The organism is Nostoc sp. 'Lobaria pulmonaria (5183) cyanobiont' (genome assembly GCF_002949795.1).
GTDB lineage: Bacteria > Cyanobacteriota > Cyanobacteriia > Cyanobacteriales > Nostocaceae > Nostoc.
The window spans coordinates 6,551,394-6,576,933 of record NZ_CP026692.1 but is presented as its reverse complement, the minus strand read 5'-3'; the positions used below and the strand labels follow the sequence as shown (position 1 = coordinate 6,576,933).

The window sequence follows — 25,540 nt, the reverse complement described above, 5'->3', positions numbered from 1 at the left end:
AAATAAACATTATCCAGTATTTTTACCTTTCATTACGGAAAGCAGACAGCGTAAACTGTAGCAGAAGTATTAGCCAAAACTATTGTAGCTAAGAGACAATGAGCGAAACTAGCCCCAGACGAATTGTAATTGGGGATGTGCATGGACACTATGAAGGTTTAATGACATTATTGGAGGCGATCGCCCCCACGTCAGAAGATCGAGTCTATTTTCTGGGAGACTTAATCGATCGCGGCCCTCATAGTGCACAAGTAGTTAATTTTGTCAAGGAAAATAACTACTCATGTTTGTTGGGAAATCATGAGCAGATGTTACTAAGCATTCTGACCAATGAAAGGACTTCCTCCTCGACGATGCAAGCATGGCTATTTGGTGGAGGGCAAGCTACCGTGGACAGTTACCAAGAGGCTCCAATTCCTGATGACCATCTGGATTGGTTAAAAGCTTTGCCTACATACCTTGACTTGGGGGATATTTGGTTAACTCATGCTGGTGTTGACCCTTGCAAGTCGGTGACAGAACAAACTGCCGATGAACTGTGCTGGATACGAGAGGAATTTCACAGCATTGAAAAACCCTACTTTCCAGATAAACAAATTATCATCGGTCACACCATTACCTTTACCCTGCCGGGTGTTTCTCCTGGTAAACTGGCACAAGGAAAGGGATGGCTAGACATAGATACTGGCGCTTATCATCCCCGGAGTGGCTGGTTGACTGGACTAGATGTCACAAATCAGTTGGTTTATCAAGTTAATATTTTTAAAAATTATACCCGTATGCTGCCTTTAGAAGAGGTTGTAAGTACGGTTGATCCAGCCAAAATTAAAGTCGCTCGCCGCAATAAGAATTGAGCAATATTTGAAATGAGGGGGAGTAGGGAGAAATCAATTTAAAATTTAAAATTAAAGAACTTCTGCCTCCTGCCTCCTTTTTCCCAATTCTCTCAAGACCTCGCTAATGGTCGAATATTAGCTTTATAACTAGCTTTATCCAAGCCATATTTTCCATTACTAGGTTGAGAGTTAATTGCATGTCTGAGGGCATCAATGCGATCGCTGGTTCCGGGGTGTGTACTCAAAAATGTTGGAGTAGAACCACTCTTTTTCAGCAGCTTTTGCATAAAAGAGACCATTGCTGACTGGGCATAACCAGTACGTGTCAAAGTTCGTAATCCTCTTTGATCGGCCTCAAATTCGTTTTTACGACTGCGTGGTAAGTCTCGCGCTAACTGTACACCAATTTGCACTGCGGAATTTCGATCTAAGCCAGCCGCTGTTAATAGACCACTTTCGAGGGCTTTTTGCTGCATCTGCTTGACTACGTGTTTCCCGCCAATGTGACCAATTTCATGGGCGAGTACACTTGCCAGTTCCGCTTCATTGTCTGCGGTTTTCAGCAAACCTGTGTGGACATATACATAGCCGCCCAAGGTCGCAAAAGCGTTAATAGAGTCATCCTCAACTATCTGGAAATTATAGGGGAGATCGGGGCGATCGCTATTCGCTGCTAAACGCCGACCAACTTGTTCTACATAACGATTCACTTCGGGATTGCGATAAAGTCGGACTTGACTGCCGACCAATTCCTGATTAATCTGCTTACCAAGATCAACTTCTTGATTAGGGGATATATTAGAAAGCTGAAATGCTTGAACTCCTTGGAGTAGAAGAGGCAAGAAATCTAAAGTTCTTCCAGGCAAGGGTGTACTCAGGCACAGACTCAGGGCGACTACCACTGAAATTAGGGGATAAAACCAGCGACGCCGCCATACACGGTAATTTGCAGCAAAACCTTTCCAATTGAACATAATACGTTTTGAAGATTATTTCGGGAGAACATAAAATAAGGGGACAAATTATGAGACGGATTTAGAGTATTCTAAGTTGCATTCTTAACTCAAGACCAAAGGAGTTGTCATACAGATAATCTTGACGCAAATCTACCGAATTGCGGGAGGCTAGGCATTCTCTCCAAAGATAGGCTTAAACACTAGATTTTACTTTCCAGGTGCGTCAGTATTAACAGGTAAAATTTTGAGGGTTAGCTGCCGTTTTTCGGAAATTACGAACTCGTGATAAACTGTCGCATAACTGCAACCCCGAATACTTTGAGTTATTACCAAATAGGGAAAATTGCCGTTCCCATCGAAAAATCTCTTGCTACAATCCATTACTTCGCTATTACCTTGGAAAACTTTTTATGGCTATTTTAGATTCAAAAGGTCGCTTGTTTGGCAAAATCAATCTTCTAGATTTAGGTGCGGCGCTGGTAATTTTGCTAGTTATCTTTGGCATCTTTGTTTTTCCTGGCACTTCTGGTTCCGTTGCCCAAGTCGGTGCGAAAACAGTACCTATAGAAGTAGACTTAGTAGTTCGTGGTTTGAATGTACGTGACCCGGAAAAATTAATCGACAATGGTTTAAAAAAGGGTGAAAAAACTAATGTAATTATCCGCAATCAACCATACGGACAGATTGAAATTAAATCTATTCAACAGCTACCTAGAACAATCAATGTCTTCCAACCAGATGGTACTGTTAAAGAACTGCCAGATCCAAAAAGAAACAATTATAGTGCAGATTTTCTTTTGACTTTAGATGGCAAAGCCCAAGTTACTGAAAGTGGGCCAGTTTTGGGTAACAGTAAAGTGAAAATTGGGATGCCATTTGAGTTAGAAGGCTTTGACTACAACTTCAATGCAACTGTCATTGATATCAGATTGAAAGATAAATAATATTGTCACTTTTGTTGATAATATTTTTTCTAACAATCTTATTAAACATCAGGTGAAAAAGAATGTAGAGACGTGTTAGCGTAGCAGGACTAAGCCCAGTTCAATTTCGCGTCTCTACGACTCTTGTTAATTAAGCAAAGGCAAAAATTTGCGAATTAACCCGATTGTCACTGCTGGCAATTCCAACTGTGGTGTTAATCCGACATCTTCCAACTGTTGAAAAAATCGGATTGCTTGGGGATTGATTTCGGCAAGGCGGCGACCAATTGAGGGCCCTGTAAATTCTGACTTTTGTCCCCAAATAATGGCGGTGGGAGTGGTTAATTGTTGAATGTAAAAAGATAAATCAAAGCACAAATCGCCACGTACAAAGGACAGTGCTGCATACTCAGCATTAGGCTGTTGGGCAGATTGTAGATAAGCATCTACAATTTCCTGGTAGACTCGATTGGATTGAGCAAATTGCCGTTGTTGTAAGAAGCCGCGAATACCACCACTAGTAGCAACTCCAGTGCTATAAAGTAAACGATCGACAATGGGAACGCTAACTAACTGGGCAAAAAAACTACGAGAGTAGTCTTCGCCAAAGTCGGAAAGTCCGGCGGGGGTGGTAAGAATTAAAGACTTGAATAAATCAGGACGATCTGCCGCTACCCGAATTGTAAATGCTGCGGTCAAAGAAGAAGCGATCGCTGTTACTGGCCCAGTACAAGTCTGCTCGAAAAACTCCCGAATCGTGGTCAAATAATCCTCAATCTTATAACTCCGTGCTGGATGTTCAGACCTACCCCAACCGAGTAAATCTGGCGCAATGACTCGATATTCAGCCGCAAAAGCCGGATAAACTTTCGACCACTCATAAGCAGAAGACCCACCACCAAAGCCGTGCAGGAATACCAAAGTTTCCCGATCGTCTTTGGCAGTTCCATCATCCTGCCAAGGTGCTCCAGTAGCAGTGTAATATACCATTCTACCTAGTGAGGTATCTATAGAACGTTGTTCAAATCCTAGTGGTTGAAACATAAGTATTTTTTTGTTGACTGTAGTGATTTGTTGGCACAAGTAAGACACGATATCTGGAACACAAACACAGGAAGAGAAGATTTAATAATTTATCCGCCTCCCCTTTAATCACCCTAGATGTTTACCGACTCAGTGCTGAATACTGAATATTAAGTATATTTTACTACTTAAGTATTTTAGTGCTATGGTAAATGCCCCGCTCTTCAAGTGGGCGGAATCTTATAATCTGGAGAAGGTTGATACCCCACCCCTTGCGGGTAGTTTTTCAACTCAGCACTCAGCACTCTTCACTCAGCACTCTTCATGTGTCTAGTTCAAACTCCTCACTCATTGTTATTATCAGCGAACCAATCATTCTAAGACTTCTCGCTAGCGTCAGATTAAGTAGATATAAAATTACTGGATTACTTGTAAAGATTTGGTGCTTTTTTTCATAAAAATAAAGTAACTGAACGTTGAAATTACTGTTTTATAAGGGTTTTTGATGGTAGCGAGGCTCGTTCCAGGGTGAATCCAACATAAGTTTTTATGGTAGTCTATCAAAAAACCCATAAATAATTTTGAGCGTCAACACGTTAACAATAGTTAAAACGCTTATTTTAATAAGCTGTTAATTCTACTTAATATATGTAGAAATGATAGCTTCTAATGTATAACTAATCTGATTATTATCTAAGTAATGGTAAGGCGGGATGTCATGGTAGAGCAGGCTACTCTTCAATCAAATAAACTACCAACGATTGAAGACCCTAAATTTGCGCTTGACAACTTTAATATACAAAACGAAATAAAAGCTTCAGCTAGGCGGGGTCAGGTCGAGCCAGTTCTTGATGCTAGCAGATTTACTGTACCTACTTGTATTTGTTTAGACTTAGAAGACTTGAAGTGTTTTGAAGCAGTAGAGCGCCAATATGAACGTTGGGGAGTCATTTTTCACAATTCTCTAGCAATACAGCCATCAAATCCAGCATTTCCAACCTATTCAGGGCTAATAGTCTTAATGGGAGCGCCCAAAAGCGGATTTTTAGAAGCTAGTTTCTTGCGTCCAGTTAACTCAGTTAGCGCCTTTGTCACTAGTTCGCAACGGCTAGTGCTTTCCGCCTACGATCGCGATCGGCAACTACTCGCTCAAACTGCACTACCAGGCTCTAATCTTGCCAATTCCGACTCGCCAATTTCCCCCAATACCTTATTATCTATAAATGTGAATAACATTTACAGCGTTACTTTTTGTACTTTTGATGGTCAATTCACCCTTGATAACTTTCGTTTTTGTCTTTAACTAAGACTTACCGAAGAAAGGCAGAGGGCAGGAGGCAGGAGGCAGAAGGTTTTAGAAAATAATTCTTCCCTTTTCCAAAAGGGTCTGAGAGCAACTAAATTTATTTATGAAAAACAAAAAAATATGTATTTCGAGACGTATAGCGCATATTTACAGCGTCCTTACTAAATTCCCCTGAATTTATTAATGGGGATTCCTCCTGCCTCCTGCCTTCTCCCTCCTGCCTCTTTAAGTACAAGATGCCCTTGCTCTGAGCGATTGAAAATGGTATCTTATTTGCGCTGTGCTGTATTAGTCTACTATCCGTCTATAAAACCGGGCATTTTGTGATTTGAGCCTTCATCCTTTCTTCATCCATAGTAAAACTTATACAATAGGTAATTTCGTAATCAAGTAGGTAAACACTGTGGCACAGGCTTCGTCTTCTTGGCAGCAATTGATCAACCAAATCCCCAACTGGAACTGGTCGCTGACAAAATTCAAGACAAAGGGAGCCATAAAGCAGCAAACATTTAAACGTTTCTCTGGCCCTGGGGGCTTTCTTGGGTTCCTGACAATTATCATTGCCATGTTGTTGTGGAACTGGAAACTGCTACTGGCTCTCTTAATCGGCATTGGAGTAATGGTATTGGTTTACTCAATGCAGGAGTGGGACTGGCAATTGCGCTGGTCAAAAATACGTAATTTCTTAAACAGTTCAAATCGTCGGTTAGCTTTAGCAGTTATCAGTGGTGGTATTGCTACTGTCAGCACTTACATGGCAGCGGCAATATGGGTTGACTCTCACAGTCACTGGATTGCTGCTGGTGCGATTGTGCAAGGTGTGGGAACCCTGTTAACTTTAATTTTATTGGTATGGCAAATTGTCAACTTCTATGAAAATCGAGAAGAAGACCATCTCGATCAGTTATTGGTCAATTTAACAGAGAAAGATCCATTGAAACGGTTGATTGCCCTAAATCAACTAACTAAATTCATTAGTCGTAAGCGAGTTGATTCTTCAGTGCGGCAAGATGTTGTCCAATGCTTGCAACTCCTACTCAGTCGAGAGGAAGAAGTTGTAGTGCGAGAGGCAGCTTTTAAGAGTTTACAAGCCTGCGATCGCCTACAAGTGCTACCCCCCAAAACAGCAGTACCTTTCGTACCCGTATCAGCAAAAGTCAAACACCACGTTTATTAGTTATTTGTCCAAAGTCCAATTGCAAATGACCAATGACTAATGACTAATGACAAATAACTATTTTCGAGACAGCCTTCCATTACGAACTTGCACTACCGGATGATTGCACCGCCGTACCAATTGCTCATCGTGGGTGGTAACAATTACCGTAGCCCCAAAGGAATTTAACTTCTGGAGAATCTGGATTACTTGCCAGGAATTATCTGCATCGAGATTTCCAGTAGGCTCATCGGCCAACAGTAGGGGTGGTGTACCAACGATCGCACGGGCAATACTTACCCGTTGCTGCTCTCCCCCAGACAGTTGATCTGGAAAGCAGTCAGCTTTACTCAGTAAACCTACCAGCTTTAAGGTTGGTTCTAAACGTCGTTGAATTTCTTTACGGGTATACCCTTGAGCTTGCAGCACAAAAGTGACATTTTCCGCTACTGTTCGTTGGGTAATGAGTTTATAGTCTTGAAACACAATCCCAATCCGTCGCCGCAATAATGACAAGCGATCGCCCCGCAAATCCGCTACATTACATTCATCAACAATCACTTCTCCCTGTGTAGGTAATTCCTGGCCATACAGCAGTTTCAAGAGCGTTGATTTACCAGAACCACTTGGCCCCGTGATAAACAGAAATTCTCCCTTTTTTACCTCAAGATTTGCATTCAATAAGGCGTGAGTGCCGTTAGTATAAGTCTTGGTTACAGATTGCAATTGTACCTTTGTAGTAGTATTGCTACTGTGCTGTTGAGTTTCACTGTCCTCTCCATGAAAGGATTTGTCTTTCTTAACTTGAGTTGTTAATACTGGCATTGTTAAATTTTCCTCATAACCACAACTAAACATTTTGCCTGCTTAGATGTGACATTCTCCCCAAAATAAGGATTCCCAGGTTTTGCCTGGGAATTTAAAATTCAACAAAGAAAATTTAAAATTTTTTCAATACTTTAATACTAACTAAGTAAGAACACTTGGAACTCAGAACTCAGAATTCAGAACTCAGCACTCAGCACTCTTAACTAATTGCACCCCTTGCTGTCAATCGATAAACAAACGCTTTCACCGCAAATGCTGGCAAAGCCAACATCCTTCGCCAGCGCCAAGGTTCTTGATAAAGGCGATACAACCATTCCAAATTATTATTTCCTAACCAGGCGGGAGCGCGAGTTTTAGTTCCCGACCAAATATCAAAACTGCCACCAACGCCAATCCAAATTGCTTGAGGACACAAATGGCGGTTTTCGGCAATCCATAACTCTTGACGCGGCACCCCCAAACCGACAAAAATCACTTGTGGCTGCAATTGAGCCAGAGTTTGCCGCAATTGTGCTTCTTCTTCTGGGGAATGGTAGCCTGAGTGAGTGCCTACTATACTCAAATCTGGAATTTGCTGCTGCCAAAAATCTGCCGTTTTTGCAGCCACTCCAGGCGCTCCTCCATAGAAAAATATCTTAGCCCCTGTCTTTTGTTGCCCAAGGGCTTGCAAAAGTTTTTCTGCTAATTCAATCCCTGGAAAACGCTGCACTTTTTGCCATAACAGCCATCGTAAATACAGAACAACCCCGGCTCCATCTGGAATCACTAGTTCAGCATTTTTAATCACCTGAGCTAATAATTGATTTCGCTCTGCTTGCATAGTCATTTCTGCATTGAGCGTTACGACATGGGTTCCTTTGCCTGTGTGCAGGCATTCTAACAACCAGCCTGGATAGTCAGCCATCACATGAACTGGTATTCCCAACACTGAAAATGCTTGATTGCCGTTAGACATAGCCTATTCTTAAGTAATACTCACACCAGATTTTGCATGAATGTTAAGTTTATCAAATTTTTTTATATTAGAACTTAGGCAAAAGAGATTCCCCTTTGCCCTGCCACGAGAGAAAGCATAATTAAACTAAATAGACATAAGAGTGAACAAGAATGTATATACGTAGCACTGCTAAGTATATACAAGGGTTTTAGGTAATACATAATTAATTTCACTCATCTGTCTATTAATCTTGGGCGCTTGTACTGGGACTGAACCAGTCCAACTTTTCTTGTTAAAGTGTAATATTCACTCAGTATAAAACGCTCAACTCGCAACTCTGGTTCCGGGAATAGAAGCCCCCACTATACTGCTTGCAGTTAGTGTGGGAATATGTCACGAAACTCGACTTTATGGTTATAGTGTAACGGGCTGAAGTTGGCTATGAGTAAAATTCGTATCGCTCTGATTGAAGATCATGACCTAACTCGTGTGGGTATTCGCACAGCACTACAGCAAAAGGATGAAATTGAAGTTGTAGGTGAAGCTGCTAATGCTGCTGAGGGTCTAAAAATGTTAAAAATGCTACAACCAGATATTGCAATTGTAGATATTGGTTTACCAGATAAGGATGGCATTGAATTAACACGGGAGGTAAAATCTACTACTAATGCACAGCAGCTACTCACAAAAGTGTTAATTTTGACGCTGCGGGATAACAAAGAAGCGGTATTGGCAGCTTTTGCTGCTGGTGCAGACTCTTACTGTATGAAAGATATCAAATTCGATAATTTGCTGGAAGCAGTGCGAGTAACTTACAATGGCAACGCCTGGATCGATCCAGCGATCGCTCGGATTGTATTACAACAAGCGCAACAAAATCCTCAAAAGTTGGAATCGGCTTTGGTCGATTCTAAGACTATTGCTCTTAACCCAGATTCTTTTGAGAATTTGGAAGAAATTCCACCTTACACCCTGACAGAAAGGGAATTGGAAGTGTTACAGTTGATTGTCGAAGGTTGTAGTAATGCAGTAATTGCGGAAAGACTTTACATCACAGTTGGCACTGTTAAAACTCACGTTCGTAATATTTTGAATAAGCTATGTGCCGATGACCGTACCCAAGCAGCAGTCCGCGCCTTGCGTTCTGGGTTAGTTGGATAAATTTAATTTTGGTGTGGATCGATTGAGGATAATCAAGGGAAACTCACAACTTTGAAAAGTTATATTTTCAAAGTGAATGGCTTCTCTGATTTTCTCTTATTTATTAGGTGGGATAAACATCATATTATCTCGCCATTCAAATATATAAAAACACAAGTCAAATATGGCTGAGATTGGTACGGACAAACTTAAACTCATGGTGGTAGATGATGAGCCAGATAACCTAGATTTACTCTACCGCACTTTTAGGCGAGATTTTCAAGTATATAAAGCCAATCATGCCTTTGGTGCTCTGGAGATATTGGATCAATTTGGCGAAATGGCGGTAATTATTTCTGACCAAAGAATGCCAGAAATGAATGGGACTGAATTTTTTAGTCGCACCGTAGAACGCTTTCCAGACACGATTAGGATTTTGTTAACTGGTTTTACTGATGTCGAAGATTTAGTAGATGCGATTAACTCCGGTCAGGTATTCAAGTACATTACCAAACCCTGGAATCCAGAACGGCTGAGAAGCTTAGTTGAGCAAGCTACTGATACATATCGCCTAGTTAAGAAGCGCACCCAAGAGTTACGTCGGGCCCTACGGCGAGAATCTTTGTTTAATGCGGTAACAACAGCAATTCGGGAATCTTTAGACTACGATAGTATGCTGCAAAAAATTGTCGCAACTATTGGAGGAACATTTGAAGCTACGAGTTGCTTGCTCAAACCAGTAGAGGGCGATCGCCTTACACAAGACGAGTTTTTCTACCGCGATCCGAAATCTGATCTATTAGATTGCTTCTTCGACTCAAGTGTTTTAATAGAAAAGGTGCTGGAAACCCGTCATTATCAACTTGCTCAAGATATATATAACGGTAATCCTGGTCATCACCTAGTTGTGCCACTTAGCTACCATCAGCATCTGTTGGCTGTGCTAACCCTGCACCAATGGGGACGCGATCGCCCTTGGGAAGACGAAGACATCCAACTAATTGCAGGTGTTGCTGAACAAGCAGCCTTAGCCCTCTCCCAAGCAAAACTCTACCAACGCCTCCAAGAAAAGCAACAGCAGATTCACACTGAGTTAGAGGTGGCTCGCCAAATTCAATACAACCTGCTACGCCAAAGTTTACCTGACATCAAAGGTGTGAAGGTACAAGCTTGCTGCTATCCGGCGCGAGAAGTCGGAGGCGATTTTTTTGAAGTTTTTGTCCATCCCAAAGGTGACTTGTGGTTGGCAGTGGGTGATGTTTCTGGCAAGGGCGTCCCAGCAGCTTTATTTATGGCTAGTATTATTTCAGTTTTGCGCCGAGAATTATCTCAAGAAACACCAGCAGAGCCGAATGTGGTCATGCAGAACCTCAACCACGCTCTCAGTGAAGATTTAATTAGCAACAATTATTTTGTCACTCTTGTGTTAGCTTGTTATACCCCTAGCACTAAGGAACTGGTCTACACTAATGCCGGTCATATTTATCCAATATTATGGTCGCGTTGCTCGACTTTAGCTGAAAATCCCAATTACCTGAAAGTTCGCAGCGTTCCTTTGGGGATTTTGCCTAAGTGGCAGGCACAGTCTGGTCGCTTGGTTCTCGCTGCTGGAGACACATTGTTACTAGCCAGCGATGGAATTACGGAAGCAATGGTATCAAATAATCATAATTCAACAGGAACAACTGAGGCTGGGGTTGAGCCAGTGAACCGTTCGATGCTAAATCAAGATGGTCTTTGGCAACTCTTACAACAAGAGCAACAACCACTTTCTCTGAACCATTTACTAGCTCGCATCCAGGCAGATAATCACGTTCAAGAAGACGATCAAACTATACTTTCACTGGAGATTTTGTAAGTCATGAAAAGTGAGCTTCATGTACCAAGCGACTTGAATTTTCTGAATATTGTTGAAAACTGGTTGTTGGGATGTTTGAAAATTCAGCTAGGGGAATCTGTAGATTGGTCGCGGCAATCAAGTCGTTTGAGACTGGCTTTAGTGGAAGCCTACTCTAATGCAGTCCGTCATGCCCATAAGGATCAACCAAATTTACCGATTTTACTGCGCTTGGAAGTGAAAGACCGGGATTTTGCCCTAGAAATTTGGGATTACGGCGAAGGCTTTGATATGTCTAACTACTACGCTCCAAACCCGATGGAAAAGCAAGAAGGTGGTTATGGTTGGCTGATTATGAATCGTCTCATGGATAAAGTAGATTACAAGTTGCAGGTTAATGGTGCCAACTGTCTGAAGTTAGAAGCTACTTTACCCGAATTAGTCCAATAGACAAAAGTTACTATTTTTCAAATCATGCTATTTATGAGGAAGAATTCCGAATTCAGAACTCAGGAGCCAGAATAAAGCCATGAATCCTGTGTGACTGGGTGAGAAGTATTGGTTTAAAACTTTGCCCTTTGTAGTTATTTGCTACTTACTTTTCACGACGTAAAGAAAGTAACTCTTTGGGGGAAGCTAAAAGCTTGATTCTAGTATAAGAAATTTGCTGTTGTTGGTTGAGTATAAATAGCCACAATACATTGACACTACACCACGAAGTTTGTGCTTTACCTGTTACCTGGACTTGGATATCTCCATTTTCTACAGTCTCGGCTATTCCTGTGTTGGGGTAAGCTTTAATGTTTTGACCTTCTTGTTTTAAGTAGGCTGCGATCGCATCTGTCCCCACAATATCAGATTCAAATGGCGGACGCATCACACCATCTACCGAAAACAAGGCAGCAGTTGCCTCAAATTCTCCTGCATTTAAGGTTTCAAAATAACGCAGTACGCTTGGTTCTGTAATTCCCTCAATCTGGAATTCTTCAAACTGCGCTGGCGATATAAATTCAGCAGAGGTCATAAAATCACCTGTATGATGCTATCTGAATATTAATTTCAATACAAAAATAGGTAAAAAGAAAGCTGCTGTTGAGATATATTGCTACGTCTTAATAAATCTTCCTGACGATGGAAGTCTTGATTTTCTACGCAGCTTAGGACAGGCTATATGTCGATAAAGTAACAAATATTAATTAAAAATGTTATTTAAATAATGTATACTCATTAGACCTTTATTTGGGCAAAATCCAGATAAAAAAATGAATCAGTATTCTGTAACGAGCAGCAGTCTGGTGAAAGAAAAAGCCAGCGAGTTGGGCTTTCACAAAGTTGGAATTACTGCTGTAGATCGGGTAAATGCCACAGAAGCGCAGAGGTTGCAAGCATGGATTGAACTAGGTTATCACGCTGATATGAAATGGATGGCTAATCCAAAGCGTCAGGATATCCGCTTAGTGATGCCAGAGGTGCGATCGCTAGTGTGTGTAGCGCTGAATTACTACACACCACATCAACGTCCTGAAAGTGAGGAATACGCCAAAATTTCCCGTTATGGTTGGGGAAGAGATTATCACAAGGTAATGCATAGAAAACTCAAACAGCTATCTATATGGCTAAAATCACTTGATGCAGGCGTATTAGCTCTTTATTATGCAGATACTGGCCCGGTGCAAGATAAAGTGTTGGCTCAACAAGCTGGAATTGGTTGGATTGCCAAGAATGGTAATGTAATTACACGGGAATATGGCTCTTGGGTATTTTTGGGAGAAGTGTTGACCAATTTAGAATTAGAGAGCGATCGCCCACACACAGAACACTGTGGTAGCTGTACTCGTTGTCTTCAGGCTTGTCCCACAGGTGCAATTACTCAGCCTTTTGTTGTCGATGCTAATCGTTGCATTGCTTATCATACAATAGAAAATCGTGACAAGGAATTGCCAGAGACGATCGCACCTAATTTGCAAGGCTGGGTTGCTGGTTGCGATATTTGCCAAGATGTTTGTCCTTGGAATCAGCGTTTTGCCCAAACAACTGATATTGCAGAGTTTCAGCCTTATCCTGGGAATATTGCTCCCCACCTGCTAGAATTAGCCCAAATCTCAGATCGGGAGTGGGATAAACGTTTTCCAGCATCTGCCTTGCGGCGGATTAAGCCAGAAATGTTACGACGCAACGCCCTAGCTAATCTTGACGCATCCAGGCACAAGAATGACCCAGAAAGTAATTATTTTTGATTTTGATGGCACTATTGCTGATACAGTAGATGCCCTTGTAAGTATTGCTAATCGTTTAGCTGGAGACTTTGGTTATAGACAAATAAGCCCAGAACAATTAGCCTTCCTCAAGAACTTAACATCTAGGGAAATCATTAAGTACTCAGGAGTTTCTTTATTTAAGATACCTTTTCTAGTTAAAAAAGTTAAAGGGGAATTAAAAAACAAAATCCCAGAATTAAAGCCAATTCCGGGAATTAAGGAAGCATTAACAGAACTCCAAAATCAAGGATATAAACTGGGTATTATCACCTCTAATTCTAAAGAAAATGTTACACAATTCCTTACAATCAATGATTTAAATCACCTATTTGATTTTATCTACTCAGGAATTACAATTTTTGGCAAGACAACTATTATAAATAATGTCTTGAAGCAAAAGCAACTCAAACCTCAAGAAGTTATTTATGTTGGAGATGAAACCAGAGATATAGAAGCATCAAAAAAAGCAAATATCCAAGTTATTGCAGTCACTTGGGGCTTTAACTCACCGGAAGTACTAGCCAAACAAAATCCAGATTATTTAATTCAGCAACCTAGCGAACTACTAGAAGTGATGAATAGTCGTTAACTAACAGTCAAAAGTCGATAGTTATAATTTCAAAAATTGACAATCTATGAAAATAGTAGAGTGGGCGATGTCTACCAATGCCGATAATTTAAATTATCTTATTTTGTGACATTGCCCATCTTCCAAAATAGTAAAATATCAGGGAAAATTAATTTTTACGTTCGCCCTTTTCCAAAGCTTCTTTTACTAAATCATCACTGACATTAGTTGCACCGCCAGTCTGAGAATTTCCAAGTTCTTTTGCTGACTCTAGAAAATCATCAGGATTGCCTGTTGACTGAGTTTGAGTTTTTGTCTCTTGTGGCTGAGAGGTTTTCTGCTTAGGTGCAGTAGCTGCTTCAGCTGCTGTTGCACCTTTACCTGTGCGATCAACTTCACTAACGCTGAATTTTTGTGCAGCGGCATAATCAGCATCAAAATCCACCGTTGGCGCTTTTTCCTCACCACTAGCTATCCTTTCAGCAGCTAATTGTGCTTCCTGGGTTGAATCTTCATTTAAATTGGGCTTTACTTCTTCATCAGGCATAATTAAAACCTTAGGTAAATTTTTTATTGCTAGGGCGATTATAGCGAAGTAATGTGCTGCTTTCTTGCTTCCTGGGGGAGACTTTTACCTCTATTAAAAGGTAGATTAAAGCTATAATTTCCAATTATTTTAACTATTTCTATGGGTAGTAGAATCTGATTATCAAACTCTGGTACCACTTAGTTTGGCCTATTAAATTATTTTGGAGACAAATTATAATGACTGCAAGTTACGATAAAAGTATTTCTCAAGCTCAGAGCAATGAAACTCAAAAATTAGTGGATGCGTTTAACGCCTTAGATACCGATGCCAAATTAGCCTGGTTCTATTTTGTTTATAAAAAAATGGGTGATTCGATCACACCAGCTGCTCCCGCTGCGGCCGAACCAGAGTTGGCACCACTTCTGCTAGGAGATTATTTTAAATTATCCGATGAGCAGCAACTAGATATTATGCGGGATATTGTTAACCGCAAAGACACAGAATATTCTCGTGCTTATGGAGCGATAAAAGAAAATAACCAGCTGTTAGTTTGGTATGCTTGGGCGGTAGCTATGGGAGACACGGTGGTTGGAATACCAGCTAGCTACCAGCCAAGTAAGACAGTTAACGATCTGCTTTCTGAAATTGAAGGACTAGATTTTGAAGAGCAAATGTCAGTGTTTCGGACAATAGCTGGTGAAGTGGGTTACACCGATGTCAAGCCGATTGCAACGCAAGCAGAAACTGGGAAAACCTCAAGTTTGTAATCAGCTTTGGCGACTAGAAGTCGCTCCTACACAAACTAAAGTCCGCACAGGCGGACTTTTATAACCTACGAGACAGCTAACTGACTCAAGTCGGCTGGGGTGAGGTTGGAGTGTATTACTTGACCATCACGGAACCAAACGATGCGCTGGGTTTGACGAGCGACTTCTGGTTCATGTGTCACCATAACAACTGTGATTCCACTGCTATTGAGTTCGCCAAAAATATCTAAGACTTCTTGGGTTGTACGCGAATCAAGTGCGCCTGTGGGTTCATCGGCGAGAAGTACTACGGGACGATTGACGATCGCACGTGCGATCGCTACTCTTTGTTGTTGTCCACCAGATAGTTGAGTTGGTTTGTTGTTAAGGCGATTTGCTAAACCTACACGTGTCAAGGCTTCTGTTGCGCGATCGCTTCTTTCTTTCGGATTCACACTAGCATAAACCATTGGTAGCATCACATTTTCTAATGCTGTGAGTTGGGGTAATAAATGGAATTGTTGGAAGACAAAACCCAGCTTTTTATTACGGATATGTGCCAGAGATTTATCATCCATCTGCGCCACATCAATATTATCTAAGTAATAATGTCCGCCTGTGGGTCGGTCTAAACAGCCGATAATATTCATAGCTGTGGATTTACCTGAACCAGATGGCCCCATAATTGAACAATATTCGCCCTCGTGGATAGTCAAATTCACATCGTTAAGTGCTTTAACTTCAGTTTCGCCACTGCCATATACTTTAAAGATATTCTCCAAACGAATAATTGTTGATTTAGGGACGGGATTAATAACTAGAGAATCGGTAATTGAAATAGCGTTTGCCATAAGGATTTAGTTATTAGGTAGTAGAGACGCAATTATAGCGATCGCTCAATTAAACTATAAGAAGCAGAAAAATTCTTCCTAGCTCTTGCTGTGATAACTCTATAAGGTGATGTAGTAGAGCAAATAAAAGCTAACTATTATCTAGCATACTGAAGGGGATGGTTGTAGTGTTGTCATGTTTTAACGTAGCAAATTACTTTATCTGGTTAGCAGGTTTGCCGAATGAAGAACAATTAGTTGACATCCCATATCAGTTTTCTATCTCCTCAAATGAACATGGTAGGGTTCATGGGTTCTTTATTGACGAGATTTTTTACATTGTTTGGCTAGACCTAAATCATCTGCTGTACCCTGCAAAAAATTAAGGAATCATCGCTACCTTTATTACTTTACGTGCTTTCATATCAGAAAACACCTGTTCTAAATCTTTTAATGGTCGCTGTTCGCTAATAAGTAACTCAAAGGGAATTTTGCGACTAGCTATGAGTGCAAGCGCCGATCGCACATACTCTGGTGTATTATGAAAAACACCTTTGATGGTAAGTTCGTTATAGTGTAACTGTTCTGTATTCACAGTAATGCTGGTATCCCGCGGACATCCACCAAATAAGTTGACTGTTGCACCAGGACGGGCGCAAGCGATCGCAGTTTCCCAAACACTTGGGACACCAGTGGCTTCAATTACTACATCTGCACCCCATCCTTGGGTAAGTTCTTTCACTACACTGGGAATCTCTGGAATTTGATGATAATTAAAGGTCTGGGTTGCACCCAATTTCTGACCAATTTCTAGTCTATGGTTATTACCTCCCCACAGTAAAACCTCAGCTTTCTCGCTCAAGGCTGCCACAAACATCAGCCCGATCGCCCCATCTCCTAAAACGACTACTTTATCTTGAGACTTAATATTTGAACGCGCTACGCCATGCAACACACAAGCTAAAGGTTCTGTCATCGCTGCCAATTCCCACGGCAACTCATCGGGAATCTGCAACAAATTATGCTCGACGATCGGTGCGGGAATTTTCAAGTATTCGGCAAAAGTCCCATTATTCCATGTCAAATTTGGACATAGGGAATATTCTTTAAGTTGACAAAAAAAACATTTTATGCAGGGTGCAGAATTATTAGCGACGACGCGATCGCCAACTTGCCAATTTGTCACCCCTGCACCCAAGGCAACAATTCGCCCAGCCGCTTCGTGACCAAACAGCGTTGGTGGTATCAGCATCCTGGCATGACCACCACGCCGCCAGACTTTCAAATCTGTACCACAAGTTGTTGCTGCCCCTACTTCGAGCACGACTTCCCCAGCCGCCAGAGTGGGGTCAGGAACTTGCTCTAGGCGTAAATCTTCTTGACCATAAAGTAACGCTGCTAACAAAACTTTAAACCTATCAATTAGCTCGATCCAATTTTACCAGTTGGGGCTAATTGATAGGTCTAAACTAAATCAGTATTGATTTTTAGTAGATTTTATTGAAAAACTAGGTATTCACCGCTGGCTGGGGAACCACTCCGGTGTTCCGGGTTTCCACATTAGGCAGGCGAGTAGCAGTTAATAGCGGTACTTCTTGTCGGCACGACAGGCAAAACCAATATAGTTCACCATGACGGGCATGACGCAGGAGGGAACCACCGCAGCATGGGCAAGTGTTGGCTCTCGTACTCATACCAATATTCTCCTTAAAAAAATTGTTGTTTTAAACTAAGTAAAAAAGCAGTTGATTAAAATTGGATGTTAGCTGCATGAATGCGGCCATTCGATTCTATGCGGTCTTTAATAATTTGTCTGTAAACAGCTTCATATCCGTTAACCATTTGGCTAACACTAAAGTTGTTTTCTACGTGTTTTCGACAGGTTTGACGATTGAGTTCCAAAGCTGGTGGAATCATTGCCGCCATTTCTGCATAGCTATTGCAGATAAAACCTGTTTTACCGTGGGCAATAACTTCAGGTACAGAACCTAAATTTATGGCAATCACTGGCGTACCAGTTGCCATGGATTCAATCATTACTAACCCAAAAGGTTCTTGCCAGTTAATGGGGAAAAGAGTTATCGCAGCATTGCCCAGAAGTTCAGTTTTTTCGGTGTGGTTAATTTCACCGAGATATTCGATTTGCTGACCATCTATGTGCGGGGCAATCTCTTGTTCAAAAAACTCAGAGTTGACTGCATCAACCTTTCCTGCCATCTTCAAGCGCCAACCACTCTGTTTAGCAATAGCGATCGCATGTTGCGGGCCTTTATCTGGCGAAAAACGACCTAAAAATGCTAAATATGGATGTTCTAACGGTTGGGCTACGAATGGGTAATCTCCTAGCTCAATTCCGTTATAAACCGTACTAACATAATTAAGATCGATTTGACGCTGCGAGTTACTAATGCTGATGTATGGTTGCTTTTGGTAGTAGCTAAATGCGTGACGGTTGTCAGTTGTAAAATTATTGTGCAGGGTGTGGACTGTAGAAGTTGCTGTTATTAAACTCGCTAAAGGTAATGCCGAAATCCCTATATGAGAATGGATAATATCGAATTGGGTAGCACGTTGGTAAACTTGGCTTAGTTCTAGCATTTCGTACACTGCATACTCTTTCACATTTGGGTCTAAGCGTAATGCACGTGGATAAACTGCTTCTAAATGAGCCAAAGTTTGAGAATCGCCAGAGGCAAATAAAGTTACCTCATGACCGCGACGAACAAGTTCATCAGTCAAGCGACTCACTACCAGTTCTATTCCTCCATAATTAGGAGGTGGAACCCTTTCCCATAAGGGGGCAACTTGAGCGATTTTCATAAGTTTTTCTGGTTCAGTCTATGAAATTGTCCTCAATATAATGAGCGACATCATTATTTTATGAGTAAAGAGCATTTGTACTTACTCTTTTGACATTTAAATTAACCTAACAGGCTAACAAAAGCACAATAACGGTTAACCGCACCGCAAATTTTCTACCAAGAAATTTAACTGACTATCGGCGAAAGTCAACTCTGAGCTACACTTCTAACCGTATAGCTAATCTATTATTTGTTGCATCTGTCTTGGGGATCATAAAGAGGTAGAATATTTTGTAGCAGAACTTACAAAATTGAATATTTGGTAGCTGACAATACTAAAATATTCAATGGGATCAAGTCATTAAAGCTTCATTTAAAGGTAATTGGCAAAAAGAACAGAAAATATAAATATTAAGTAATTGTACAATAATTACATAATTTGTAATTAGTAATTTACAAAAATTCTGATAATTAACTAATGAAAATCGCTACTTGGAACGTCAACTCAATTCGCACTCGCCTTGAACAGGTTATCGATTGGTTAACCCTGAATCCGGTTGATGTTCTCTGCTTGCAAGAAACCAAAGTTGTGGATGCTGAATTTCCGCGATCGCCTTTTGAGCGGTTAGGCTATAACCTTTATATGTCAGGACAAAAATCTTATAACGGCGTAGCCCTGATTAGCCGCCAGCCACTCCTAGATGTTAGTAGCGGGTTTAGGGCGATTTTGCCAGATTTACATCACGAATGGGACGAGCAAAAGCGCGTGATTACAGGTGTAATTGATAGTGTTCGGATTATAAACTTATATGTTCCTAATGGCGCAGCGGTAGGAACTGAGAAATACGAATACAAACTGCGCTGGTTGACAGCGCTACACGAGTATTTGCGATTGCTTGTGCTGTCACAAGCCGCAATTTGTGTGTGCGGCGACTTCAATATCGCCTTGGAAGATAAGGATATTCACGAGCAAGTGAGTACAGAAAATCACATTATGGCTACAGAAACAGAGCGCCAAGCCTTACGGGATATTCTGACACTGGGATTTGCCGATGCTTTTCGCAAATTCACCACAGAAGGCGGAAATTATAGCTGGTGGGATTATCGTTCCGCCGCCTTCCGTCGTAACTTAGGTTGGCGAATTGACCATCACTATCTGACACCCATCCTGTATGAGCGTGCGACAAGTTGCATCATTGATGTTGCACCCAGAAAGTTAACTCAACCTAGCGACCATGTACCAGTTATTGTGGAATTTTGAGTGGGGATTGGGGATTGGGCATTGGGGAAAAACTTGCTGCAACTTCTCCTATAGTCCCTTATCTCTTATCTCCATGCCCCATGCCCCATGCCCAATTAATCAATCAATTTAACGGCTTATATATATCTTCAGAACTAGGATTGAGATAAGGACGCTGTAAATCTATTAGGTGTTGCGCAAAGTGTTGGTCAATAACCCTCATCCGTTCCTCCATTGCGTTTTTACCTTTTTGCCAAGCTTCTAACAAAGCATTAGCGACGATTTGGCAACGGTTCATCCCAAAACTTTCTTGTGCCGCAAATTTTTGGGTTGGTTCTTCGGCTAAACCTAACCCTGGGGCTAAAAATTTGGTAAACAAAGGAATTTCGGGCTGGAAATGGGATTGATTTTCGATATAAACAGTCTGAAGGATTGTGCGGATTGCTGGATAGTCGGGGAGTTCAAAGTAGAGTAGCCCCGAATCATAGCGTCCGTATGCAGAGGGGTTGTGGAGAACCTGAAAGCTAAAGGGAATCGAGGCTGCATTTAGTTGCAGTGTCAAGCTTTCCATGAGAGCGATCGCACCAAATGCCGTAAAGTTAAAGTAGATTCGCCCTCCTCCTAAATCAGCATCTGGGTTACTCTGCCGTTCTTGTCCAACATTGCTAACTGCTAAGTAACAGCCATTTTGCAGTCGATTTTTGGGCATCCAGATTGCTACCATATTACCCACTTTGGTAGATTTCTTACTGGATTCTAGATGGCAGTCTGGCTCAACATAAAGTGTTAAACCGCCTTTAGTCACAGCCATAGTCCCATCAGGTTCTTTCCGTAACACCTGCCATTGAGGGTCAAAGTAACCTATGCCGTGATTACTGGCGTGCAGTTGCTCGTAAAAGTCCCAGTCAATCTCCAAAATAGAATTATCTGCTAAATTATGCTTTGGCAGTCGATTAGTATTATCAGTATTGATTGCCAAAGTAGTTTGCAGGGAGCCATTGTAATAGATTCCATAGAGAAAATTTCGTAGTAGGAGAGTAAGATACTTCTGTTGTAAATCTACTGAATTCTGCTGAAATCTATCGGCTATTTTAGTTGGCAGAGCGAAGGGTTGATAATTGGGATGGTAAATACAAAAATTGGACTCAATCTGGATATTATGAGCAATATCAAACAAAGAATTTAGCGATTGATTGATAGAGGAATTTAGCATTAATCCATTCCGAAATCAAACTTTAATAAAATAGAATTCATGAGTCAGAATTTAGAATTTAATTCTGTGTGACTGTTGCGGTAGCGCGGTTTTAGTTTTTGGTATTAACAACCACGTAGCCGAGTTTTTTCATAATAAATCCGAAGTAACTGCTGCTCTTTTACAGGCTGAGGAAATTTCTGAATCTTTGCCACAGGATTCAGAATTTCTGACTCTGATATCCCAAAGATGGTCAGTAGACCTTGTTCTGGCATTACAAGTAAACTTTTAGCTACTTGCAGCATACAGAGTTCAGCATTATTAAAGTGTTTCCGACACGTAATCATCTTCTGAATTTGATGAATTAGTGCCAGCCCTGCAAACTGGATAACCCGCGAAATAAAGTCACTGCGGTATTCCAAAATCATCGGGAAAGCATTTATATAAGCCCTAATTAAGGCAATAATTGAAGGTTGTAAAATCTCTAACGGTGTTAACGCCAAATGTAGAGATTCTTCTAACTCAATAGTGGGGTCTACAACCAGACTCCTAAGCCAAATTTCTAAATAGCTTGCCAGTAAAGTTCCTAAATCAAAGGCTGGGTCTCCCCAAGAACAAGCTTCCCAGTCAATTAGTCGTACAAGACAATTGTCTAGCTGCTCCCACCTGGAATGAACCAAAATGTTGTTCAATTTCAGGTCGTTGTGAGTTAAGCAGCAAGGATTCCAGCTATATGCCAAATCTGCGATCGCAGATGACAAACTCTCGTATTGTTGATAGAGAACATAGAATTTCAGTGCATCGGTGGGAACAGTCCCAAAAATCTCCGGCCCAATTGACCCTACCCCTTGAGCCGGATTGTAAAACCCATAGCGAAATTCTCCTTGGGGAGCAGTGGCCATAAAATCCCGATATTCTCGGCGGTTGTAGGTGGCGCGATGCAGTCCCGCCAAAGTAGTGCCGATGGCAGAGGCAATTTCTTGTGGAAAAATCTCATTGTTGTGGTAGAATTTCGCAAGTTCTAGATATTCACTCAGGTAGTTACGGACGAAAATAGAATTTTCTTCGTCAAAATGCACTACCAAAGGTGCGTGGTTTACCGCCGTAGGCATCGCTGAAGTATTACCTAGAACTGGAAAATGTTGTAGCAACTGGTGAAACAGCCACTCCTGAAACAATTCATGAGGCACGCCGTCATTGTTGTTAACGTTACGTTCTTGTTTCAGGAGCAGTTGGCGATTATCTGCTAAAGTCACTAGTAAATTGAAATTGTTCTGACTACTTCCTGGCAACTCAGATTTATCTGATGAGCCATCTTCTGAGCTACACAGACCCGCGTCTTGCAGATACTGGATAACGTTATGAGAAGACAGTGATAATACCATGTATTATTTCCTACTTCATTAAATTACTTAAACTTATCGTGTCAAATTTGCTTGGTCTTAAGAGTTTTCAGTAGATAGGAACTAATGCAAGAAGAGAGATGTGAATAACAATAAAGATTTCTACAATCTACTAATATCTATCCCATATTTGGCAGAAAAACCTGCCAAAATGGCACTAAGTCCTTTGCAATTCCTTTAAAATTTGCTCCAAAATACCTTGACATCTTTACACTTTATCAGCATAGTTACTTAGATACATCTACAGTAAGTTTTGTGCTATAGCCTTTTTTTGTGGCAAAGAAGCATCCCAGCAAAAAACTGATTGGCGGCAGATGTTGTTTGATGTTCAGTAGTCATCCTCAAAGCAGCGAAGAATTTCAGTAATCCTTCGAGGTACGAAGCACAAGATTCAACACTATTACTTTTATTTATCATCACAAAGCCAAAAAAACCGGAGTTTTTCGGCAATTAGTAATTATTATTTGATTTAATTTTCAAAATTGATGTCTGTAAACCTTGCTATCACGTTATTTTCGTCACCTACAAATTGTAGATGACTATGGGCGATCGCAAACAAAGCCTACATGAGTGCATCTTATGGAATTGTACTTTTGTCAAGTTTTAAACAGGGCATTTTTCAAGTATGATTTGTGATCATCTGCTGGCAATGTCTGGTGACAAGCCCTAACAAAAGATGACAAGAGTTTGTCAGCTATCATTAATCTTGGCTACATCAAGTACGAAATGGGAGATGTGGAAAGGCAATTCAACAGTAGTCTAGCAGAATCGCAACGGCGAGAAAATTTTTACTTTTCTCTCTCTACTCTCTGTACATCTGTGGTTAATAAGTAATTTATTTAATGTCAAACGTGCAGATAACACATACTCAAGAGGAATTCGTTGCCAACAATTTTACTTACCTTGACAGAGGTACTTTGCGCCCCTACCCGTTTATCTTATTTAAACAAAAATCGCCATCACTCATTGAGAAAGCAGGAAGTTATTAGGCAAGGATAACAAGTTAAAGTAATATAAATGTACTAATGATAATTCAAAGCAGGGAAAGTCATGCCATACCAAAAAAACAGGAGGGTGGTTATTGCTTAGAGACTAATGCTACCTTAAAGCCACAATTTGATTCACCATTACCGCCAATGCCAGCAGACCCAAAATCGTCATTAATCCCGCAGGCATAAACTTACGTGTTTTTACCAATCGAAATGCAAAGACGACAACTAAAACAGCAGTAACTAACACTGCTAAAATCGCACCCCAAGTTTGTCCTTGGAGTTGAAAGTAAGCGGCAAGTATCAGTAATAAACCGCTAATGCTACCGCTTAGAAGTGAAACACTACTTGTAGCTTGAATATAGCCCATAATCCCACCAACAATTGCTAATATACCGTAGGCAAAAGCAGCAACTATACCTAAATTCATTGTTAAAACCTATGTAGACTTTGACTTTACTGCCAGGGTCAGCAGACAATTTACCATAGCTATTTAGCTATACCATACAGTTGATTGATGGATAATCTAGCGATACCAATGGCAAGTACTTCCTTATATACAAAGATTCAATATCTCCAGCGCCAAGCAGCCTCACTCTTACTGTACCAGTCCGTTCTCCAAGGCGAAGTCGGGATAGCATTTCTGGAACTGTTGCAAGCTATACGTTACACTAACACCGATGCACGGGGTTGTCTCCAAGCCTACGGCAGTTACTTCCACGCTTTAGCTGCTAAAAATCAAAATTGGGAAGACTATTTAATTACTCAGCTTCTTTTCTGTGAGAATCCCTTCACAAAGCTGGCGGGAGTGCAAGAATTTGAAGATTTGCCGCCAGCTTTAGTAGCAGCAGTTCAGCATGATTTACAAATATTGCAAAGTCTCTATGAATGTAGCAGCGCTTCTTTGAGCGAGTGGGTACAAGACGTAGCTTATATGCCGATTTCACCAGTAGTGTGGTATAAAGAGCAAGAATTGGTAGCGGTAGAGACAAAGTTCGCTACATATCTACAAGAATTAGATAATTGGGGTGATGCTGTAGAAGAGTTAGCTGCTTATTATCGACAATGTGGCTCTGGTTTATTTGCAGAATATCGCGCTTTACGCTGGCAATCTGGGCAGTTTATCGGTATCCGCTATTCTGACCCCGTTAAACTGAGTGCACTTGTCGGTTACGAATCTCAAAAAGATGCTTTGCTGAAAAATACAGAGTTTTTATTATCAGGAGAGATGGCACTGCATGTATTACTTTACGGTAGTCGCGGTTCTGGCAAATCTTCTTTAGTGAAATCTTTGTTGAATGAATATAGCAATCGCAGTCTCCGTTTGTTAGAAGTGGCAAAATCTGATTTAAAAGACTTACCAAAAATTGCGGAACATTTACGGGGTGTATCACAAAAATTTATTATCTTTGTCGATGACCTTTCATTTGAAGAAGATGATGATGCCTTTAAAGCTCTTAAGGTAGTTTTAGAAGGTAATTTAACGGCGCGCCCTCAAAATGTAGTGGTGTACGCTACCTCTAATCGCCGCCACCTGATTCGGGAGTTTTTTGTGGATAGACCTGCGCCTAAGGATAACGAGGAAATCCATGCCTGGGATACCATGCAGGAGAAGCTTTCGTTTAGCGATCGCTTTGGTTTAACCTTGACTTTTGAACCAGCCAATCAGAAAACTTATTTAAAAATTGTACAGCATCTAGTGACACAAGCTGAAATTAATATTACCCAAGAAGATTTGGAATTTCAGGCATTACAATGGGCAACTCGTCATAATGGTCGTTCTGGACGTACAGCACGGCAGTTTGTTGATTTTTTAAAAGCAGATTTAACACTTTTTAATAAAGGTAACGATACATCCAACACGTAGTATTAAATTTTATTGGTGATTGTACTTTTCTGTGATTTACATAACAATGTTATGTATCAGTAAGTAAAGTTAAATATTTGAGAACAACTATGATATTAGAGTTGACAAAAATGCTTTGTTTCACTCAATAAAATAAGGGATTAAAAACAAATTATATTAAGTATTTTATATGTAT

The 25,540-nt window shown here is 40.9% G+C and carries 25 protein-coding genes; 12 read left to right on the top strand and 13 right to left on the bottom strand.

Going from position 1 to position 25,540, the window contains the following annotated elements; all coding sequences use genetic code 11:
* The first annotated feature begins 98 nt into the window (after window positions 1-98).
* Complete coding sequence (locus NLP_RS29210) at window positions 99-854, top strand: metallophosphoesterase family protein (RefSeq protein ID WP_104909375.1); 756 nt, start codon at window positions 99-101, stop codon at window positions 852-854.
* A 92-nt stretch (window positions 855-946) separates the two neighbouring features.
* Here the strand turns inward: NLP_RS29210 and NLP_RS29205 are convergent, their stop codons facing one another.
* Window positions 947-1,810 (bottom strand): M48 family metallopeptidase, encoded by an 864-nt coding sequence (locus NLP_RS29205; RefSeq protein ID WP_104909374.1) that lies wholly within the window; start codon window positions 1,808-1,810, stop codon window positions 947-949.
* Between the two features lie 392 nt (window positions 1,811-2,202).
* Between NLP_RS29205 and NLP_RS29200 the strand changes: the two genes are divergently transcribed.
* Window positions 2,203-2,736, top strand: a complete 534-nt coding sequence (locus NLP_RS29200) for a DUF4330 domain-containing protein (RefSeq protein ID WP_104909373.1) — start codon at window positions 2,203-2,205, stop codon at window positions 2,734-2,736.
* 126 nt (window positions 2,737-2,862) lie between these two features.
* Here NLP_RS29200 and NLP_RS29195 read toward each other — a convergent pair whose 3' ends face one another.
* The gene (locus tag NLP_RS29195; RefSeq protein WP_104909372.1) at window positions 2,863-3,759 is read right to left on the bottom strand and encodes an alpha/beta fold hydrolase; all 897 of its coding nucleotides are present in this window, start codon (window positions 3,757-3,759) and stop codon (window positions 2,863-2,865) included.
* A gap of 697 nt (window positions 3,760-4,456) precedes the next feature.
* On the opposite strand from NLP_RS29195, the gene NLP_RS29190 reads away from it, so the two are divergent.
* Entirely contained in the window at window positions 4,457-5,041 is a 585-nt protein-coding gene (locus NLP_RS29190; RefSeq protein WP_104909371.1) for a hypothetical protein, read from the top strand.
* A gap of 406 nt (window positions 5,042-5,447) precedes the next feature.
* A complete protein-coding gene (locus tag NLP_RS29185) occupies window positions 5,448-6,221 on the top strand; it encodes an armadillo-type fold-containing protein (protein WP_104909370.1) in 774 nt (257 codons plus the stop codon).
* A 57-nt stretch (window positions 6,222-6,278) separates the two neighbouring features.
* Here NLP_RS29185 and ftsE read toward each other — a convergent pair whose 3' ends face one another.
* Both ftsE and NLP_RS29175 read right to left on the bottom strand, forming a co-directional pair.
* Window positions 6,279-7,025, bottom strand: a complete 747-nt coding sequence (gene ftsE / locus NLP_RS29180) for a cell division ATP-binding protein FtsE (protein ID WP_104910090.1) — start codon at window positions 7,023-7,025, stop codon at window positions 6,279-6,281.
* A 202-nt stretch (window positions 7,026-7,227) separates the two neighbouring features.
* Window positions 7,228-7,983, bottom strand: a complete 756-nt coding sequence (locus NLP_RS29175; protein ID WP_104909369.1) for a WecB/TagA/CpsF family glycosyltransferase — start codon at window positions 7,981-7,983, stop codon at window positions 7,228-7,230.
* A gap of 423 nt (window positions 7,984-8,406) precedes the next feature.
* Here NLP_RS29175 and NLP_RS29170 point away from each other — a divergent pair, with 423 nt between their 5' ends.
* The 3 genes from NLP_RS29170 (at window position 8,407) to NLP_RS29160 (ending at window position 11,392) form a co-directional block, all read left to right on the top strand.
* Complete coding sequence (locus tag NLP_RS29170; RefSeq protein ID WP_104909368.1) at window positions 8,407-9,126, top strand: response regulator transcription factor; 720 nt, start codon at window positions 8,407-8,409, stop codon at window positions 9,124-9,126.
* A 163-nt stretch (window positions 9,127-9,289) separates the two neighbouring features.
* Window positions 9,290-10,963 (top strand): SpoIIE family protein phosphatase, encoded by a 1,674-nt coding sequence (locus NLP_RS29165; RefSeq protein ID WP_104909367.1) that lies wholly within the window; start codon window positions 9,290-9,292, stop codon window positions 10,961-10,963.
* Window positions 10,964-10,966: 3 nt separating this feature from the next.
* On the top strand, window positions 10,967-11,392 hold the full coding sequence (locus NLP_RS29160; protein WP_094351551.1) for an ATP-binding protein: 426 nt from the start codon (window positions 10,967-10,969) through the stop codon (window positions 11,390-11,392).
* 145 nt (window positions 11,393-11,537) lie between these two features.
* Here the strand turns inward: NLP_RS29160 and NLP_RS29155 are convergent, their stop codons facing one another.
* Window positions 11,538-11,966, bottom strand: coding sequence for a ketosteroid isomerase family protein (locus NLP_RS29155; protein ID WP_104909366.1), 429 nt, complete (start codon window positions 11,964-11,966; stop codon window positions 11,538-11,540).
* Window positions 11,967-12,204: 238 nt separating this feature from the next.
* Here NLP_RS29155 and queG point away from each other — a divergent pair, with 238 nt between their 5' ends.
* Both queG and NLP_RS29145 read left to right on the top strand, forming a co-directional pair.
* Entirely contained in the window at window positions 12,205-13,179 is a 975-nt protein-coding gene (queG, locus tag NLP_RS29150; protein ID WP_104909365.1) for a tRNA epoxyqueuosine(34) reductase QueG, read from the top strand.
* Window positions 13,154-13,789 carry an HAD-IA family hydrolase gene (locus NLP_RS29145; RefSeq protein ID WP_104909364.1) on the top strand — a complete coding sequence of 212 codons (636 nt, stop codon included), beginning with the start codon at window positions 13,154-13,156 and terminating at the stop codon, window positions 13,787-13,789. The genes queG and NLP_RS29145 overlap by 26 nt, the downstream gene beginning before the upstream one ends.
* 148 nt (window positions 13,790-13,937) lie before the next feature.
* Here the strand turns inward: NLP_RS29145 and NLP_RS29140 are convergent, their stop codons facing one another.
* Window positions 13,938-14,315, bottom strand: coding sequence for a hypothetical protein (locus NLP_RS29140; RefSeq protein WP_104909363.1), 378 nt, complete (start codon window positions 14,313-14,315; stop codon window positions 13,938-13,940).
* A gap of 218 nt (window positions 14,316-14,533) precedes the next feature.
* Here NLP_RS29140 and NLP_RS29135 point away from each other — a divergent pair, with 218 nt between their 5' ends.
* Window positions 14,534-15,064: an orange carotenoid protein N-terminal domain-containing protein gene (locus NLP_RS29135; protein ID WP_104909362.1), complete on the top strand. Its 531-nt coding sequence runs from the start codon at window positions 14,534-14,536 to the stop codon at window positions 15,062-15,064.
* A 65-nt stretch (window positions 15,065-15,129) separates the two neighbouring features.
* Here the strand turns inward: NLP_RS29135 and NLP_RS29130 are convergent, their stop codons facing one another.
* The 4 genes from NLP_RS29130 to NLP_RS29110 all read right to left on the bottom strand — a co-directional run bounded on the left by NLP_RS29130 (window position 15,130) and on the right by NLP_RS29110 (window position 18,693).
* Complete coding sequence (locus tag NLP_RS29130) at window positions 15,130-15,894, bottom strand: ABC transporter ATP-binding protein (protein ID WP_104909361.1); 765 nt, start codon at window positions 15,892-15,894, stop codon at window positions 15,130-15,132.
* Window positions 15,895-16,255: 361 nt separating this feature from the next.
* Complete coding sequence (locus NLP_RS29120; RefSeq protein ID WP_104909359.1) at window positions 16,256-17,278, bottom strand: zinc-dependent alcohol dehydrogenase; 1,023 nt, start codon at window positions 17,276-17,278, stop codon at window positions 16,256-16,258.
* A gap of 103 nt (window positions 17,279-17,381) precedes the next feature.
* Entirely contained in the window at window positions 17,382-17,567 is a 186-nt protein-coding gene (locus tag NLP_RS29115; RefSeq protein ID WP_104909358.1) for a hypothetical protein, read from the bottom strand.
* A 55-nt stretch (window positions 17,568-17,622) separates the two neighbouring features.
* On the bottom strand, window positions 17,623-18,693 hold the full coding sequence (locus tag NLP_RS29110; protein WP_104909357.1) for a glycosyltransferase family 4 protein: 1,071 nt from the start codon (window positions 18,691-18,693) through the stop codon (window positions 17,623-17,625).
* Window positions 18,694-19,152: 459 nt separating this feature from the next.
* Between NLP_RS29110 and xth the strand changes: the two genes are divergently transcribed.
* A complete protein-coding gene (gene xth / locus NLP_RS29105; RefSeq protein WP_104909356.1) occupies window positions 19,153-19,935 on the top strand; it encodes an exodeoxyribonuclease III in 783 nt (260 codons plus the stop codon).
* Window positions 19,936-20,038: 103 nt separating this feature from the next.
* Here xth and NLP_RS29100 read toward each other — a convergent pair whose 3' ends face one another.
* From NLP_RS29100 to NLP_RS29090, 3 genes are all read right to left on the bottom strand, one after another.
* Entirely contained in the window at window positions 20,039-21,127 is a 1,089-nt protein-coding gene (locus tag NLP_RS29100) for a T3SS effector HopA1 family protein (RefSeq protein WP_104909355.1), read from the bottom strand.
* A 104-nt stretch (window positions 21,128-21,231) separates the two neighbouring features.
* Window positions 21,232-22,491, bottom strand: coding sequence for a phosphotransferase family protein (locus NLP_RS29095; RefSeq protein ID WP_104909354.1), 1,260 nt, complete (start codon window positions 22,489-22,491; stop codon window positions 21,232-21,234).
* A 1,116-nt stretch (window positions 22,492-23,607) separates the two neighbouring features.
* Entirely contained in the window at window positions 23,608-23,928 is a 321-nt protein-coding gene (locus NLP_RS29090) for a TMEM14 family protein (RefSeq protein WP_104909353.1), read from the bottom strand.
* Between the two features lie 87 nt (window positions 23,929-24,015).
* Between NLP_RS29090 and NLP_RS29085 the strand changes: the two genes are divergently transcribed.
* Window positions 24,016-25,365 carry an ATP-binding protein gene (locus tag NLP_RS29085; RefSeq protein ID WP_104909352.1) on the top strand — a complete coding sequence of 450 codons (1,350 nt, stop codon included), beginning with the start codon at window positions 24,016-24,018 and terminating at the stop codon, window positions 25,363-25,365.
* Window positions 25,366-25,540 lie beyond the last annotated feature (175 nt).

Excerpts from the sequence above, each read along its gene's own strand:
- NLP_RS29155 (WP_104909366.1), bottom strand. The coding sequence starts at position 11,966 with ATGACCTCTGCTGAATTTATATCGCCAGCGCAGTTTGAAGAATTCCAG.
- NLP_RS29195 (WP_104909372.1), bottom strand. The coding sequence starts at position 3,759 with ATGTTTCAACCACTAGGATTTGAACAACGTTCTATAGATACCTCACTA.
- NLP_RS29175 (WP_104909369.1), bottom strand. The coding sequence starts at position 7,983 with ATGTCTAACGGCAATCAAGCATTTTCAGTGTTGGGAATACCAGTTCAT.
- NLP_RS29165 (WP_104909367.1), top strand. The coding sequence starts at position 9,290 with ATGGCTGAGATTGGTACGGACAAACTTAAACTCATGGTGGTAGATGAT.
- ftsE (WP_104910090.1), bottom strand. The coding sequence starts at position 7,025 with ATGCCAGTATTAACAACTCAAGTTAAGAAAGACAAATCCTTTCATGGA.
- NLP_RS29095 (WP_104909354.1), bottom strand. The coding sequence starts at position 22,491 with ATGGTATTATCACTGTCTTCTCATAACGTTATCCAGTATCTGCAAGAC.
- NLP_RS29145 (WP_104909364.1), top strand. The coding sequence starts at position 13,154 with ATGACCCAGAAAGTAATTATTTTTGATTTTGATGGCACTATTGCTGAT.
- NLP_RS29170 (WP_104909368.1), top strand. The coding sequence starts at position 8,407 with ATGAGTAAAATTCGTATCGCTCTGATTGAAGATCATGACCTAACTCGT.
- NLP_RS29190 (WP_104909371.1), top strand. The coding sequence starts at position 4,457 with ATGGTAGAGCAGGCTACTCTTCAATCAAATAAACTACCAACGATTGAA.
- NLP_RS29110 (WP_104909357.1), bottom strand. The coding sequence starts at position 18,693 with ATGAAAATCGCTCAAGTTGCCCCCTTATGGGAAAGGGTTCCACCTCCT.
- NLP_RS29115 (WP_104909358.1), bottom strand. The coding sequence starts at position 17,567 with ATGAGTACGAGAGCCAACACTTGCCCATGCTGCGGTGGTTCCCTCCTG.
- NLP_RS29090 (WP_104909353.1), bottom strand. The coding sequence starts at position 23,928 with ATGAATTTAGGTATAGTTGCTGCTTTTGCCTACGGTATATTAGCAATT.
- NLP_RS29200 (WP_104909373.1), top strand. The coding sequence starts at position 2,203 with ATGGCTATTTTAGATTCAAAAGGTCGCTTGTTTGGCAAAATCAATCTT.
- xth (WP_104909356.1), top strand. The coding sequence starts at position 19,153 with ATGAAAATCGCTACTTGGAACGTCAACTCAATTCGCACTCGCCTTGAA.
- NLP_RS29135 (WP_104909362.1), top strand. The coding sequence starts at position 14,534 with ATGACTGCAAGTTACGATAAAAGTATTTCTCAAGCTCAGAGCAATGAA.
- NLP_RS29085 (WP_104909352.1), top strand. The coding sequence starts at position 24,016 with ATGGATAATCTAGCGATACCAATGGCAAGTACTTCCTTATATACAAAG.
- NLP_RS29140 (WP_104909363.1), bottom strand. The coding sequence starts at position 14,315 with ATGCCTGATGAAGAAGTAAAGCCCAATTTAAATGAAGATTCAACCCAG.
- NLP_RS29205 (WP_104909374.1), bottom strand. The coding sequence starts at position 1,810 with ATGTTCAATTGGAAAGGTTTTGCTGCAAATTACCGTGTATGGCGGCGT.
- NLP_RS29160 (WP_094351551.1), top strand. The coding sequence starts at position 10,967 with ATGAAAAGTGAGCTTCATGTACCAAGCGACTTGAATTTTCTGAATATT.
- queG (WP_104909365.1), top strand. The coding sequence starts at position 12,205 with ATGAATCAGTATTCTGTAACGAGCAGCAGTCTGGTGAAAGAAAAAGCC.
- NLP_RS29130 (WP_104909361.1), bottom strand. The coding sequence starts at position 15,894 with ATGGCAAACGCTATTTCAATTACCGATTCTCTAGTTATTAATCCCGTC.
- NLP_RS29100 (WP_104909355.1), bottom strand. The coding sequence starts at position 21,127 with ATGCTAAATTCCTCTATCAATCAATCGCTAAATTCTTTGTTTGATATT.
- NLP_RS29210 (WP_104909375.1), top strand. The coding sequence starts at position 99 with ATGAGCGAAACTAGCCCCAGACGAATTGTAATTGGGGATGTGCATGGA.